This is a genomic window from Phaeobacter sp. JH20_29 (genome assembly GCF_048056175.1).
In the GTDB taxonomy this organism is placed as follows: domain Bacteria; phylum Pseudomonadota; class Alphaproteobacteria; order Rhodobacterales; family Rhodobacteraceae; genus Phaeobacter; species Phaeobacter bryozoorum.
Genome location: NZ_JAYMWO010000013.1, coordinates 751,828 through 765,501 on the forward strand (window position 1 = coordinate 751,828; position 13,674 = coordinate 765,501).

Below are 13,674 nucleotides of genomic sequence, written 5' to 3' on the forward strand. Positions count from 1 at the left end.
GCTGCGCCCGTCAGCGCAGATATTGTCCTCAGCCTTCTGGTGCCGCGGCCGGCTCCAGCGCTCCCCCAAGCGCCACAATCACTTGCGAGGCACGGTCTTTCAAGTCCGAGGTGACCGCCGCCGACGCAATAATCTCGCGCAGACGGGTGATAGCGGCCTCGGCATTGCCGTCTTCGATGTCGATCAGGGCCAGCTGTTCCTGCGCCAGCAGCGCCAGCGGCGCACCGGGCTGGGCCAGCGCCTCGAACTGGATCCGGCGGTCGGCGATGGGCAGGCTGTCCTGCTGCAGGCCAAGCGCCTTGAAGGTCGCGATATGGCGATAGATCACTGGCATCTCGCCATTGCTGGCCACCGCATTCAGCCGCTCAACAGCTGCCGCGCGCTCACCTGCGTCGGCCAGAGCACCGGCCTGCAACAGCTTCAGCACCGTATCGCCCCCGGCGGTTTCAGCGGTGATGGCATCCAGCGCATTGGCACGGGCCGCGCTGTCGTCGCTGTCCAGCGCGGCGATCATCTGGTCACCCAGCGCCTGCGCCGCGGCCTCGGTCTGGGCGCGGTTGTATTCGCGCAGCGCCGCCCCGCCCACGATCAGCACCACGGCCACGCCGCCAATCCAGCCATAACGTTTGAGTATCTTGAACAGGCGATCGCGACGGACCTCTTCTGTCACCTCATCGATAAAGCTGTCGGTGTCGCTCATGAAAATGTCCCTGGCAGATCCGGCAACCGCCCCCGCGCTTGCCGGAAAGTTTCCTGTGTTCTGCTTCTCTTACAGTGCAACCGGTGCCAAGCCAAGTGGCCCTGTTGTGCCCGATCCCGCACAAACCGCTCCAAAAAGGCAAAAAATGTGAACTGAACTACAGAGTTTAGTATGGACAATGCCTATATCGCCCATATCACTTAGCGCGAGTTCGCCTGAACATGCCGAATTAATGGTATGGTTGTTGAGTGGTTCTATATGTCCCGGATGGGATGACTATGAATTTAGGAAGGCCCAAGATGCGTGTAATTCCCCTGATAACTGCTGCTGTTGTAACGGCAGGCTTGTATTATGCCGTGATCGAGCGGGATGCGCTTCTTGCCTTCGCCCGGGGGGAGCAGAGCGACGTGGACGCGGTGGCTGCCCCATCTGATGCGGACGCTGCGGCCCCGGCCGCTGACGCCGCTGATCCAACCGGAGCCGTTGCAGCGGCGGCGGCATATACCAAGGAGACCGGCAAATCGCCGGTCGGGGTTGTCGCCATCCGCAGTAGCGCCCGTGGTATCGACAGCGCTGTCGTGCTGCGTGGTCAGACCCAGGCCATCCGCGAGGTTGAGGTCCGGTCTGAAACCACATCCACCGTCCTGTCCGAACCGCTGCGCAAGGGTGCGCAGGTGAAGGCTGGCGATCTGCTGTGCAAGCTGGATCCCGGCACCCGCCCCTCAGCCCTGCTGGAGGCGAAGGCCCGGCTGAGCGAAGCGAAAATCCGCGTCCCTGAGGCCAAGGCCCGGCTGGAAGAGGCCCGCGCGCGGCTGCGCGAGGCGCAGATCAATCTGACCGCTGCGGCGAAACTCTCCGAAGGTGGCTTTGCCTCTGAAACCCGGCTGGCTTCGGCGCAGGCTGCCGAGCGCTCTGCGGTGGCGGGCGTGGCAACGGCGGAAACCGGGCTGGAAACCACCAGCGCGGGCATCGAAGCCGCCTCGGCACAGGTTGCCGCCTCTGAAAAGGAACTGTCGCGTCTGGATATCCTCGCACCATTTGACGGGCTGCTGGAAAGCGACACCGCCGAACTGGGCAGCCTGATGCAGCCCGGCAGTCTTTGTGCAACGGTGATCCAGCTCGAAACCATCAAACTGGTCGGTTACGTGCCAGAAGCCGAAGTCAACCGCGTCACCATTGGCGCCATGGCCCGCGCCGAACTGGCAAACGGGCGTCTGGCTGCGGGCAAGGTGACCTTTATCAGCCGCTCGGCCGATCCCACCACCCGCACATTTGAGGTGGAAATCACCGTGCCGAACCCGGATCTGGCGATCCGCGACGGCCAGACTGCCGATATCGTGATCTCCGCCGAAGGTTCCAAGGCGCATTACCTGCCGCAATCCTCGCTGACGCTGAACAATGACGGCCAGCTGGGCGTGCGCGTGGTCAAAGAGGATCGGACGGTCGGATTTTACCCCGTCAGCCTCCTGCGGGATGAGGCCAGCGGTGTCTGGGTTGGCGGCCTGCCTGAACAGGCGGATGTGATTGTTGTCGGGCAGGATTTTGTTGTTGCGGGCGTCGCTGTTGAGCCCACGTATAAAGAGGTTACCCAATGACCGGTATCGTCAGCTGGGCCGCAGAACGGGCCCGTATGATCCTGGCGTTCATCGCCATTTCGCTGCTGGTCGGCGGCTTTGCCTATGCCAGCCTGCCCAAAGAGGGCGAGCCGGATATCGAAATCCCCGCGCTGTTCATCTCTGTCCCCTTCCCCGGCATCTCCGCCGAGGATGCCGAGACCCTGCTGGTCAAGGTGATGGAGACCGAGCTGGCCGATCTCGACGGGCTGGACAAGATGTCCTCAACCGCCGCCGAAGGCTACGCCGGTGTGGCGCTTGAGTTCGACTTTGGCTGGGACAAGACCGCGATCATGGCAGATGTCCGTGACGCGATGGATGCCGCCGAGGCCGATTTCCCCGAGGGGGCTGAAAAATACACCATCAACGAAATCAACTTCTCAGAATTCCCCATCGTCATCGTCAACCTGACCGGCGCCGTGCCCGAACGCACGATGGCCCGTATCGCCAAGGACTTGCAGGACGATCTTGAGGCGCTGGAACCGGTGCTCGAAGCCGGGATCGCCGGCAATCGCGACGAGATGGTCGAAGTACTGATCGACCCGCTGCGGCTCGAAGCCTATAACGTCACCGCGCTTGAACTGATCACCGTTGTGCAGAACAACAACCAGCTGATCGCCGCCGGTGAGGTGGAAACCAATCAGGGCACCTTCTCCGTGAAGATCCCGTCATCCTTTGATGATGTGCGCGACATCTACGAGCTGCCCGTGAAGACCAATGGCGACCGCGTGGTCACCCTGGGTGAGCTGGCCACGATCAATTTCACCTTCGAGGATCGTCGCGGCACCGCGCGGTTCAACGGCGAGGACACGGTGGCGTTGCAGGTGGTCAAGCGCAAGGGCTACAACCTGATCGACACGGTGGATCTGGTCAAAGCAACCCTGGCCGAGGCCAAGACCAAATGGCCGCCCGAGCTGAAGGCCGCGGTCTCCGTCGGCACCTCCAACGACCAGAGCCGCGTCGTCGGCTCCATGGTGAGCCAGCTGGAAGGTTCGGTCCTGACCGCTGTTGCTCTGGTGATGATCGTGGTGCTGTCGGCGCTTGGCAGCCGTGCCGCGCTGCTGGTCGGTTTTGCAATCCCGACCTCCTTCCTTTTGTGTTTTGCCTTCCTTGCGGTGATGGGCGTGAGCATCTCCAATATCGTGATGTTCGGCCTGATCCTTGCGGTGGGTATGCTGGTGGATGGCGCCATCGTGGTGGTCGAATACGCCGACAAGCGGATCAAGGAGGGCACCGGCCCGATGCACGCCTATGTCGAGGCGGCGCAGCGGATGTTCTGGCCGGTGGTTTCCTCAACCGCGACCACGCTCTGTGCCTTTCTGCCGATGCTGTTCTGGCCCGGTGTCCCCGGTGAATTCATGGGAATGCTGCCGGTCACGCTGATCTTCGTGCTCTCGGCATCGCTGGTGGTGGCGCTGATCTATCTGCCCGTCATGGGCGGTGTCACCGGCCGCATGAGCCGCCTGTTTGAAAACCTCTCCGACGGGCTGCGGGCGGTTGCACCCTGGTGGCTGCGGGCCGCTCTGGTGCCGGTGATGCTCTGGGGTATGTTTGCAGGGGCGATGCAGATGCTTAACGGGGGCTATCTGCTGCCCGCTCAGGTGCCCGATACCGCCGCGCTGATCTTTGGTGCGCTGGTCTTCGTGCTGGCGGCCTTCGGGGCCTCGGTCACGCTGGGCGCGGCCAGTCTGCACCGGACCGAGAAATCCGTCGATGCCGGCTACAAACACACGCCCTTTGGCCATTTCATCAAATTCATCGTCGGCAATCCGGTCATGCCCATCGTCACCATCGGGGCGATCGCCTTTGCCATCATGACCGTCTTCACCATGTTCGGTCAGAACAACTACGGCGTTGAATTCTTCGTCGAATCCGAGCCGGAACAGGCCACCGCCTATGTGCGCGCCCGTGGCAATACCTCGCTGACCGAAGAGGATGAGATGGTGCGCCAGACCGAACAGGTGATCCTGTCGCATCCGGCGGTCGTGAATGTCTTCTCCTTTGCCGGTGAAGGCGGGCTGAACACCGATGCCTCAGGCGCCCAGACCCCACCCGATACCATCGGTCAGGTCCAGTTCGAGATCATCCCATGGGAGGACCGGCCGACCCAGACCGAAAGCTGGTTCAACGGCTGGTTCACCCGCGAGGTGACGGCAACCGAGTTCGACGGCGATACGGTGATCGAGGAGATCAACGCCGAACTGGCCAAGCTGCCGGGCTTTGAAGCCGAAATCCGCGCGCTGGCGCAGGGGCCCGCCTCCGGCAAACCTGTGCACCTGCGTCTGAAAGGCGACAGCTGGGACACGCTGACAGCCGCCACCGAACAGGCCCGCGCCCAGTTCGAGGCAACCCCCGGTCTTGACCTGATCGAGGACAGCCTGCCGCTTCCCGGTATCGACTGGCAGATCGACGTCGATGTCGAAAAGGCCGGGCGATACGGCGCCGATGTGGCGACCGTTGGCGCTATGGTGCAGCTGGTCACGCGCGGCATCCTTCTGGACACCATGCGCGTCGACAGTTCGGACGAGGAAATCGAAATCCGCGTTCGCCTGCCCGAAGAAGACCGCGTCCTCTCCACCCTTGATGCGCTGAAACTGCGCACCGAGGATGGGCTGGTGCCGCTGTCGAACTTCATCACCCGCCATCCTGTTCCCAAGCTGGAAAAAATCAGCCGCGTCGAACAGCAGCGCTATTACGACGTGAAGGCGGATATCGAACCGGGCCTGTCAAAGGTCATCACCACCGAGACCGAGGACGGCAAGGAGCAGACGCTGGCCTATGTCAAATCTCTCCCCGAAGGAACCGCAACCGGCGAGTTGACCGGCCCGGATGGCACAGCGTTCAGGCTGCGCAGTCTTGAAGGCGCGGCCACACAGGAGGCCCTGCAATCGGCGCTGGAGGATGGCGCCCGTGTTGTAGCGCTCAACGCCAACGAGCGCATCGCCAAGCTGACCGAGTGGCTGGAGAGCGATCCGCTGCCCGCCGATATCACCTGGGAATGGACCGGCGATCAGGAAGAACAGGCCGAATCCGGCGCCTTCCTGATGAAGGCCTTTGCCGGGGCGCTGGGGCTGATGTTCGTGATCCTCCTGGCGCAGTTCAACAGCTTTTACAATTCCATCCTGGTTCTTCTGGCGGTGGTGCTGTCCACCACCGGCGTGCTGATTGGCATGATGGTCATGCAGCAGCCGTTCTCGATCATCATGACCGGCACCGGCATCGTGGCGCTGGCAGGCATCGTGGTGAACAACAATATCGTTCTGATCGACACCTATCAGGAATATGCCCAGAAGATGCCCCGGATCGAGGCGATCATCCGCACCGCCGAGGCGCGGATCCGTCCGGTTCTGCTGACCACCATCACCACGATGGCCGGTCTGGCACCGATGATGTTCGGGCTCAGCCTCGATTTCATCAATGGCGGCTATTCCATCGACAGCCCGACCTCGCTGTGGTGGAAGCAGCTGGCGACCGCCGTGGTCTTTGGTCTGGGGATTGCCACCGTGCTGACGCTGCTGGTGACACCCTCGCTGCTGGCGATCCGGGTGTGGCTGTGGATCTATGTCGCCGCCCTTGGCCGCCTGCTTGCACGGCTTACCGGCGGGCGATCCAGCCAGATCGCGCGCGACATGCGCCTCGCGACCAAGGCCCGCACCCTGCCCACCACCGAGATCCTGTGGGAGCGTGAAGGCAGGCTGGACAATGAACGAGACCCAGCGATGTCGGCGCCCGAAGCGGCACAGACCAGGCCGGACGAGGGCTGGGAGGAAGAGAAGGGCAAACCGCCCTCAACACCGCTGCGCGCCGCCGAATAACCAGCCAACGCCCCGCCACCGCGGGGCGTTGTGCGTTTGTTGGGACCAAAGCGCAGCCATCGGCGGCCAGCGACCAATCCGCCGCATCTGCATATTTTGGTGGTAATGAACGGCCAGCTGGGCCAGCCTGAAGACATTCCGCCAACCGCAGCACCAGCCGGGCACCAGAAGACAGCCGCACGGTTCCAGCCAGCCCCGCCAGCAGAGAGGACCCATCAGATGCCCGATTTCAACGATATGTTCGAACTCACCATTGCCGACGTCGATCTGATCGAAACCGCGCTGCAACGCACGCGGGACGCACTGGCTGACGGCAGTCAGACCGTGCAGGGCATCGCCGGTCACAACCGCGCCGACAGCCTGCGCCAGATCCACGATCTGCTCGGACGGCTGCACAATCAAAAGATTTTCTACAAACCAAAGGACGGGGTCTACGTCAGCGGCTAGCCGCGCCGCAGACCCCCCTTATCCCCGCAGAGTGATCAGGCGGCGTCCTGATCCGATTGCTGGCGCTGCCACAGATGCGCGTAGCGGCCTTCGCTGGCCAGAAGTTCGTCATGGGTGCCGCGCTCGGCGATCTCGCCCTGTTCCAGCACAATGATCTGGTCGGCCTCTGCAACCGTGCTCAGACGGTGGGCAATGGTGATCACCGTCCGCCCCTGCCCGGCGCGCGACAGCGCCTCCTTGATCTCTTGTTCTGTGTCGCTGTCCAGCGCCGATGTCGCCTCGTCCAGCAGCAGGATTGGCGGGTTCTTCAGCAGGGTACGGGCAATGCCCACCCGCTGCTTCTCACCGCCCGACAGCTTCAGCCCCCGCTCGCCGACCTGCGTCTCATACCCCTCAGGCAGCCGCATGATGAAGTCGTGGATCTGCGCATCCCGCGCGGCCTGTTCCACCTCTTCCTGCGTGGCTCCGGCACGGCCATAGGCGATATTGTAGCGGATCGTATCGTTGAACAGCACGGTATCCTGCGGCACCACGCCAATCGCGGCATGAAGGCTCTTTTGCGTGACATCCCGCACATCCTGCCCGTCAATGCGCAAGGCCCCGCGGGTGACATCATAGAACCGGAACAACAGCCGCCCGATAGTGGATTTGCCCGACCCGGTAGACCCAACGATGGCCACGGTCTGCCCCGCCGCCACCTCAATACTCACGCCTTTCAGGATCTGCCGGTCGCTGTCGTAGCCGAACTCCACATTCTCCAGCGTGATCGCACCGCCGTTGACCTGCAACACCTTGGCATCACCCCGGTCCTTCACATCCGGGTCCTGTTCGATCAGATCGAACATCTCGCCCATATCCACAAGGCTCTGACGGATCTCACGGTAGACCGTCCCGAGAAAGTTCAGCGGCACGGTGATCTGGATCATATAGGCGTTGACCATGACAAAATCGCCCACCGTCAGATTGCCCTGCTGCACGCCGATCGCGGCCATCACCATCACCACCACCAGACCGCCGGTGATCACCAGGCTCTGGCCAAAGTTCAGGAATGCCAGCGAATAGGCAGTCTTCAGCGCGGCCTTGGCATAGGCCCGCATCGCCACATCGTAGCGCTCGGTCTCGCGATCCTCGGCGCCGAAATATTTGACCGTCTCATAGTTCAGCAGGCTGTCGATCGCCTTCTGGTTGGCATCGGTGTCCTGCTTGTTCATCTCGCGGCGCAGCTTCACCCGCCATTCCGTCACCGCAAAGGTGAACCAGACATAAAGCCCGACAGTGACCGCCACCACGACCAGATACCAGATGTCAAACAGCACCGCGAGGATGACGGCAACCAGCACCAGCTCCAGCACCAGAGGCCCGATGGAAAACAGAAGAAAGCGCAGCAGGAACTCCACGCCTTTGACGCCGCGTTCGATAATCCGGCTCAGCCCGCCGGTTTTGCGGGTGATGTGATAGCGCATCGACAGGCGATGAATATGGCGAAAGGTCTCCAGCGCCAGACGCCTCAGTGCCCGTTGACCGACAGGCGCAAACACCGCATCACGCAGCTGCTGAAACCCGGTGGTCAGAACCCGCGCCACGCCATAGGCCACCGTCAGACCAACAGCCCCCAACGCCAGAGGCGGCACGCCCTCTCCAGCGAGGCTATCGACCGCCCCCTTGTAGAGCATCGGCGTATAGACCGCGACCAGCTTGGCCAGGATCAGCACCGCCAGCGCCACCACCACGCGGTATTTGACCCAGGCCTGATCCTTTGGCCACAGGTAGGGAAAAACGCGGCGCAGGGTGCGCAGGCCGGAACGGCGCTCCTCCTGCGCGGTGGTCATATCGCTGTCCGTCATCACATGTCCTTGTTGCAAGACCTCTGACATAGGGCCGTGCCGACCATTTGGCCAGCATGGCCCTGCGCCGTATCCCGACTTTTGGCCCGACTATTATCCCGGCCTTTGCGCAGGCCCCCCGCGCGGCGACAGTCGTCTTATTGCACCGGCACCGAGAATACCTGACCGGGGTAGATCAGATCCGGGTTGCGGATCGCCGCGCGGTTGGCATCAAACACCCGCACATACAGCAGCCCGTCGCCGTAACGTTCGCGCGAAATCGCCCAGAGCGTATCGCCCTCCTGCACCGTGACCAGGCGCACCTGAGGCTGCGTGCCGGTTGGGGCGGCATCGGGGGCAGCTGCGGTTTCGACAGGCGGTTGCAGCACCTCCGGCGCTTCCCGTTTGAACGGGGTTTCAAGTCGGCTCAGCACCTTGCCCTCGGTATCCAGCGCATCCAGTCGCAGCGCGTAGATCCCCGGCGCCACATTGGGCAGAATACCGGACCAGCGGCCTTCCTCATCCACCGGCAGATCGGCAATCGCCGCATTGTCGAGATAGGCGCGCACCACCGCATCCGCGCGCACCCGCCCGCTCAGCACCACGGAGCCCGCATCATCATAGGAAATGGTCTCCAGCGCCACGGTATCGGGCGCCTCTGCCAGTCGCGGCGTGGGGGGCTGGACAAGCGTCACGCCGCTGGCATCGGACCGCAGCACCGCCACCTGTTCCGGTGCGGCGGCGGCTGGCGCGTCCTGGCCCGTGGTCTGCGCCACATCCGCCGCAGCGGCCTCAGCCACCTCGACTTTGGTTTCCGCCACCTCGGCAGGTGCCACCGCACTATCCTCAGCCGGGCTGTCCACCGCAGCCTGCGCAACATCTGCGGGATCTGCATCCGGTTCTGCGGCCAGCTCTGCCGCCACCGGTGCGGCAGGTGAAGCGCTCACAACAGGAGAGGCTTCAGCTGTTTCCGTTGCAGCGGTCGTGACCTCAGCCTGCACCGCCTCACTTGCCACCGCCTCACTTGCCACTGCCTCACTCTGCACGGCCTCAGCCTGCGCAGCCTCGCTCTGAGCGGCCACGGTCGCGGTTTCCTCGGCGGCCGCATCGGCTGCGACATCCGCTGCCACCGGCGCCTCGGCGACCGGGGCCTCAACCGCGTCGGCCTGTGCCACCTGCACCGGCGCGACGGGCACGACAGGTGCCAGAATGAACTCTGCATCAGAGGCCGCAACCGCCTCCCCCAAGGTGGCTGTCAGCGAAATCACCTGCGGCTGATCCGAGGGCGCAACCGAGGTGAACAGCACAAAGCTGCCATCCGACGGCACCGTCAGCGTCTCCAGCACCGCACCGTCCAGCATCAGCGAGATCACCGATCCCGGCGTCGCCCGCCCGGCAACCATTCCGCTGCCATCGGTCTCAAATCGTGCAAGATCCATCTGCGGGGCTGTCAGCGTCACGGCGGGTGTTTCAGCAGACGTCTCATCTGCCGATGGCGCGGCCTCGACGGCGCTGGTCTCTGCTGCCCCTGCCACAACCACCTCGGCCGCCTGCTCCGCATCCGCGCGCGGCGCCGCTTCGACAGGCGCTTCACCGCCCGCAGGCTGATCGACCTCGGCCGGTGCCGTCGCATCCGTCGCAGCCACTGTCACCTCGGTTTCTGTCACCGTCTCTTCGGGCGCATCGCTGCCCACCTCGGGCGAAGCCAGCTTGCGATCTGAGGCGGAGACGCTCGGCGTGATCACCACCTTGTCGCCATTGGCGGCGGAGCCATCGCCGCCCGCGCCGCGCTCACCACCGCCCCATTGCAGGAAAACCACCCCGCCCAGCACCGCGACCACCGCAGCAGCGCCCCCGATGGCGATGGCGGATATGCCACCTTTGCCCTTTACATCCGTCATTCCATTCCTTCCCTTCCGACCCCGAAAAGACCTCCACCGGTCGTCCTCGGGTCCGATCCTGCGGGATGTCCCCCCCCGCTTGCTTGAGCCAGCCATACAATGCCGCTATCAGGGACCAAAGGACGACTTATTTCCCCGCCGAACACAACAAAAAAGGTGACTGCCATGCGTATTCATTCCGTCTGTGTGTATTGTGGATCGCGCGATGGGATCCGTCCGGCCTATGCCGAGGCCGCCGAGGCGCTCGGAACCGGCCTTGCCCAACAGGGCCAGCGGCTGGTCTATGGCGCCGGGGACGTCGGGCTGATGGGCCGGGTGGCGCGGGCGGCACAGGCGGCGGGCGGGCGCACCTTTGGCGTCATTCCCGAACATCTGGTCCGCCGCGAGGTCGCCAAGACCGACCTCAACACCTATGTGGTCACCGAAACCATGCACGAACGCAAAAAGGTGATGCTCTACAACGCCGATGCCGTGGTGGTGCTGCCGGGCGGTGCCGGCTCGCTTGACGAGCTGTTCGAGGCGCTGACCTGGCGTCAGCTCGACCTGCACCGGAAACCGATCCTGGTCCTCAACATCGACGGTTACTGGGATCCGCTGAAGGCCCTGGTGGAGCATGTGGTGGCCGAAGGGTTCGCCGGGGCCGAGACAACGGCGGCGCTCACCTGGGTCACCAGCGTCGAGGATGCGCTGACCGCGCTGCGCGGCTGATCTCGACAACAAATAACGCGGCGCATTCCTGCACCGCGTTGGTCTGTGAATTTGCCAGATAAATGCGTTTCGCGCACACCGCCGAGATCAGGCGGCCAGCTCCTGCTGAACAATCTTCTCGATCTCGTCGATCGGGTGGTTCGTCAGCGTCTTCGGGATCTCCGCCAGCACCAGATCCTGCACCTCCTTGTGCAGCTTGTCGCGCAGATTGCCGAGCACCTGCGGCGAGGCGACCAGAACGATCTTGCCCAGTTTGCCCTTGTGCGCCCGCTCATAGAGCAGCTCCGCGATATCGTCGGCAAAGCGCTCCTTGGCCAGTTCGTGCCAGTCGGTATCATCCAGCGCCGAACGGTGGCCAACACCGCCGTCGTGCATCCGGCCGGGACGGTTGGCCGATTGTTCGATATCGGAGGGATTGTCCTGCTCTTCCTTGCGGCGCACCTCCAAATGCGGGTTCTGCGCATCGGTGGTGTTTTGCAGCAGCAATGCCTTTTCGCTGTCGGTCACCAGAACATATGTGCCGTGGTCTAGCTGAGCCATTATTGGTCCTCCTGCTCGTTGGATTTGGTCACCCGTGTCGCACCGGCAGGGCGTTCCTTGGCACGTTTTTCCTCGTCCTCGGTCGCCACCTCCCTGGCCAGTCGGCCACCGGTGCGCCCGCCATGCGAAACGCTGCCCTCGGCGCCCAGGATTTCCTTGGTTTCCTGACGGCCATCCTTTGATCTCACGCGGTCTGCCATGTCGGTCCTCCATTTTTATCGGGGTTCACCAACACAACCGCCAAAGAGGCGTTTTGTTCCCCCCTCGGCCCGCCCCCGCGCAATAAAGAAAGGCCCCGTCCGATACCGGACGAGGCCCAAGATCAATCACTGATCCCAAAAGATCACATGCGCGAAGCGACGTTTTCCCAGTTGACCAGATTGTCGAGGAAGTTGGTCAGATAGGCCGGACGCTTGTTGCGGAAATCAATATAGTAGGAATGCTCCCACACGTCACAGCCCAGCAGTGCTGTCTGACCAAAGCAGACCGGGTTCACGCCGTTTTCGGTCTTGGTCACCTTCAGGCCGCCGTCGGTGTCCTTGACCAGCCAGGCCCAGCCGGAGCCGAACTGACCCGCGCCTGCGGCAGAGAACTCTTCCTTGAACTTGTCAACGGAGCCAAAGCTGTCGACCAGAGCCTTTTCCAGCTCGCCCGGCATCTTGCTGTCGCCCGGACCCATCATTTCCCAGAACTGGTTGTGGTTCCACAGCTGGGAGATGTTGTTGAAGATACCGCTCTGGGCGACGGCATTTGCGTCATAGGTGCCCTTGATGATCTCTTCCATGGACTTGCCGTCCCACTCGGTGCCGGCAATCAGCTTGTTGCCGTTGTCCACATAGGCCTTGTGGTGCAGGTCGTGGTGGTATTCCAGCGTTTCTGCGGACATGCCTTTGGATGCCAGCGCGTCATGGGCATAAGGAAGATCGGGAAGTTCAAAAGCCATCTGGGCCCCCTGTATTGTCTGTTTCGTTCCTAGGCAGATACATGCGGCTGGTGCCCCCATTGGTCAAGGCCAAGCCGGGGAAACAGCTAAAAAATAACCCGGTCAGCGCGAAAAGAGGCAGCCGCCGCAGGCCGTTAGACGATCGGCCACGGATCCTGCACTGCGGGCTTACTTGCTCAGCTTGACGTTGCTGCGGGTGCACGGCCCGCTGCCGGACGGACGGTTATCATAGCCATGCACGCGCGCTGTAATCGACAGCTTCATACGCGGCTCATCCATCGTGGCCGAATAGCTTGCCTTGGCAGACCCCGAACGCGCATCAATATTATTGACCGTCCACTTCAGCTTGAGCCGGTTTTTGGAACGCAGATCGTAAGGCACGATCATCGGGGTTTTCTGTACGCTGGCAATAACGCCATCCATCACGCCCGTGACTTTCTGGTCATGATCGACAAAGACCAGAACACGCGGCGACAGCCATCCGTATTTCTCATAGGAGGTGATCTGGCAATCATAGGTCACCGGTGCCGCGGCAACGGGCGCTGCGGCAAATAGGGTGCAGGCCGCCACTGCGGCTCTGATCAAAGATTTCATCGGGAATGCTCGCGCTCTCAGGAAATGGATACAGCCGCTATATCGTCAATCGCGCGCAGGTTGTGAAGTCTTTTCTACGGAATTGCCGCTACGATGCAGCCGCGACATCATCAGCTAACTTGTGACCTGGGCGCATTGGCCGATGCCGCGTGGCGATTTCTCCCCGACGCCACCGGAGATCACCTTTACCGACAGTTTCTTGTTCTGGGTGTTGAACACCGCGCGATAATGGGTTTCCACCGCGCTTGCCCCATTGCCGACCGAGGCGCTGGTGACCGTCCAGCTGACCCGGTAGGAGATATCGCTGATGCGGAAAAACCCGGCCTTCAGCGGCCGACCGGACAGCGCACTCACATTGCCGGAATGCACCACTTCCGCCGACCATTCATCGTGGAAACGCAGGCTGATCAGCGGCGGGATCCACCCTCGGCCAGACAGCGATTTTACCTTGCAGGTATAAATCCCTTCCAGCGCCGCCGCCGGGGTCGCCAGACCGGTGCCAAGTGCCACGCAGGCAGCAAAGCCCAGCGTCCTTGCAATTGGCAGCAGCAGGTCAGCGACCTTGAACATATTAACCTCCCACCAGTTAA

12 protein-coding genes are annotated in these 13,674 nt (G+C 62.7%); 4 read left to right on the plus strand and 8 right to left on the minus strand.

From position 1 onward, the window contains the following. Window positions 1–28 precede the first annotated feature (28 nt). The gene (locus VWZ85_RS13355; protein WP_416540031.1) at window positions 29–700 is read right to left on the minus strand and encodes a hypothetical protein; all 672 of its coding nucleotides are present in this window, start codon (window positions 698–700) and stop codon (window positions 29–31) included. Window positions 701–999: 299 nt separating this feature from the next. On the opposite strand from VWZ85_RS13355, the gene VWZ85_RS13360 reads away from it, so the two are divergent. The 3 genes from VWZ85_RS13360 to VWZ85_RS13370 all read left to right on the plus strand — a co-directional run bounded on the left by VWZ85_RS13360 (window position 1,000) and on the right by VWZ85_RS13370 (window position 6,575). Further along, window positions 1,000–2,295, plus strand: a complete 1,296-nt coding sequence (locus VWZ85_RS13360) for an efflux RND transporter periplasmic adaptor subunit (RefSeq protein ID WP_416534187.1) — start codon at window positions 1,000–1,002, stop codon at window positions 2,293–2,295. Beyond that, entirely contained in the window at window positions 2,292–6,128 is a 3,837-nt protein-coding gene (locus VWZ85_RS13365; protein WP_416588703.1) for an efflux RND transporter permease subunit, read from the plus strand. Before VWZ85_RS13360 ends, VWZ85_RS13365 begins: the two co-directional genes overlap by 4 nt. A 219-nt stretch (window positions 6,129–6,347) precedes the next feature. Beyond that, window positions 6,348–6,575 carry a hypothetical protein gene (locus VWZ85_RS13370; protein WP_340545844.1) on the plus strand — a complete coding sequence of 76 codons (228 nt, stop codon included), beginning with the start codon at window positions 6,348–6,350 and terminating at the stop codon, window positions 6,573–6,575. 35 nt (window positions 6,576–6,610) lie between these two features. On the opposite strand, the gene VWZ85_RS13375 is transcribed toward VWZ85_RS13370, so the two are convergent. Together VWZ85_RS13375 and VWZ85_RS13380 are read right to left on the minus strand one after the other, a co-directional pair. Further along, on the minus strand, window positions 6,611–8,419 hold the full coding sequence (locus VWZ85_RS13375; protein ID WP_416540030.1) for an ABCB family ABC transporter ATP-binding protein/permease: 1,809 nt from the start codon (window positions 8,417–8,419) through the stop codon (window positions 6,611–6,613). 137 nt (window positions 8,420–8,556) lie between these two features. Beyond that, window positions 8,557–10,299: a LysM peptidoglycan-binding domain-containing protein gene (locus VWZ85_RS13380; RefSeq protein WP_416588707.1), complete on the minus strand. Its 1,743-nt coding sequence runs from the start codon at window positions 10,297–10,299 to the stop codon at window positions 8,557–8,559. Between the two features lie 165 nt (window positions 10,300–10,464). Between VWZ85_RS13380 and VWZ85_RS13385 the strand changes: the two genes are divergently transcribed. Next, window positions 10,465–11,007: a TIGR00730 family Rossman fold protein gene (locus VWZ85_RS13385; RefSeq protein ID WP_340545847.1), complete on the plus strand. Its 543-nt coding sequence runs from the start codon at window positions 10,465–10,467 to the stop codon at window positions 11,005–11,007. A gap of 87 nt (window positions 11,008–11,094) precedes the next feature. On the opposite strand, the gene VWZ85_RS13390 is transcribed toward VWZ85_RS13385, so the two are convergent. The 5 genes from VWZ85_RS13390 to VWZ85_RS13410 all read right to left on the minus strand — a co-directional run bounded on the left by VWZ85_RS13390 (window position 11,095) and on the right by VWZ85_RS13410 (window position 13,654). Next, complete coding sequence (locus tag VWZ85_RS13390; protein ID WP_340545848.1) at window positions 11,095–11,547, minus strand: host attachment family protein; 453 nt, start codon at window positions 11,545–11,547, stop codon at window positions 11,095–11,097. After that, window positions 11,547–11,747, minus strand: coding sequence for a hypothetical protein (locus VWZ85_RS13395; protein ID WP_340545849.1), 201 nt, complete (start codon window positions 11,745–11,747; stop codon window positions 11,547–11,549). Before VWZ85_RS13395 ends, VWZ85_RS13390 begins: the two co-directional genes overlap by 1 nt. Before the next feature lie 143 nt (window positions 11,748–11,890). Further along, entirely contained in the window at window positions 11,891–12,490 is a 600-nt protein-coding gene (locus tag VWZ85_RS13400) for a superoxide dismutase (RefSeq protein WP_102896828.1), read from the minus strand. 168 nt (window positions 12,491–12,658) lie between these two features. Further along, entirely contained in the window at window positions 12,659–13,084 is a 426-nt protein-coding gene (locus VWZ85_RS13405) for a hypothetical protein (protein ID WP_416588710.1), read from the minus strand. Between the two features lie 114 nt (window positions 13,085–13,198). Further along, on the minus strand, window positions 13,199–13,654 hold the full coding sequence (locus VWZ85_RS13410) for a hypothetical protein (protein ID WP_340545851.1): 456 nt from the start codon (window positions 13,652–13,654) through the stop codon (window positions 13,199–13,201). Window positions 13,655–13,674 lie beyond the last annotated feature (20 nt).

Excerpts from the sequence above, each read along its gene's own strand:
- VWZ85_RS13400 (WP_102896828.1), bottom strand. The coding sequence starts at position 12,490 with ATGGCTTTTGAACTTCCCGATCTTCCTTATGCCCATGACGCGCTGGCA.
- VWZ85_RS13380 (WP_416588707.1), bottom strand. The coding sequence starts at position 10,299 with ATGACGGATGTAAAGGGCAAAGGTGGCATATCCGCCATCGCCATCGGG.
- VWZ85_RS13360 (WP_416534187.1), top strand. The coding sequence starts at position 1,000 with ATGCGTGTAATTCCCCTGATAACTGCTGCTGTTGTAACGGCAGGCTTG.
- VWZ85_RS13375 (WP_416540030.1), bottom strand. The coding sequence starts at position 8,419 with ATGACGGACAGCGATATGACCACCGCGCAGGAGGAGCGCCGTTCCGGC.
- VWZ85_RS13365 (WP_416588703.1), top strand. The coding sequence starts at position 2,292 with ATGACCGGTATCGTCAGCTGGGCCGCAGAACGGGCCCGTATGATCCTG.
- VWZ85_RS13405 (WP_416588710.1), bottom strand. The coding sequence starts at position 13,084 with ATGAAATCTTTGATCAGAGCCGCAGTGGCGGCCTGCACCCTATTTGCC.
- VWZ85_RS13390 (WP_340545848.1), bottom strand. The coding sequence starts at position 11,547 with ATGGCTCAGCTAGACCACGGCACATATGTTCTGGTGACCGACAGCGAA.
- VWZ85_RS13410 (WP_340545851.1), bottom strand. The coding sequence starts at position 13,654 with ATGTTCAAGGTCGCTGACCTGCTGCTGCCAATTGCAAGGACGCTGGGC.
- VWZ85_RS13395 (WP_340545849.1), bottom strand. The coding sequence starts at position 11,747 with ATGGCAGACCGCGTGAGATCAAAGGATGGCCGTCAGGAAACCAAGGAA.
- VWZ85_RS13355 (WP_416540031.1), bottom strand. The coding sequence starts at position 700 with ATGAGCGACACCGACAGCTTTATCGATGAGGTGACAGAAGAGGTCCGT.
- VWZ85_RS13385 (WP_340545847.1), top strand. The coding sequence starts at position 10,465 with ATGCGTATTCATTCCGTCTGTGTGTATTGTGGATCGCGCGATGGGATC.
- VWZ85_RS13370 (WP_340545844.1), top strand. The coding sequence starts at position 6,348 with ATGCCCGATTTCAACGATATGTTCGAACTCACCATTGCCGACGTCGAT.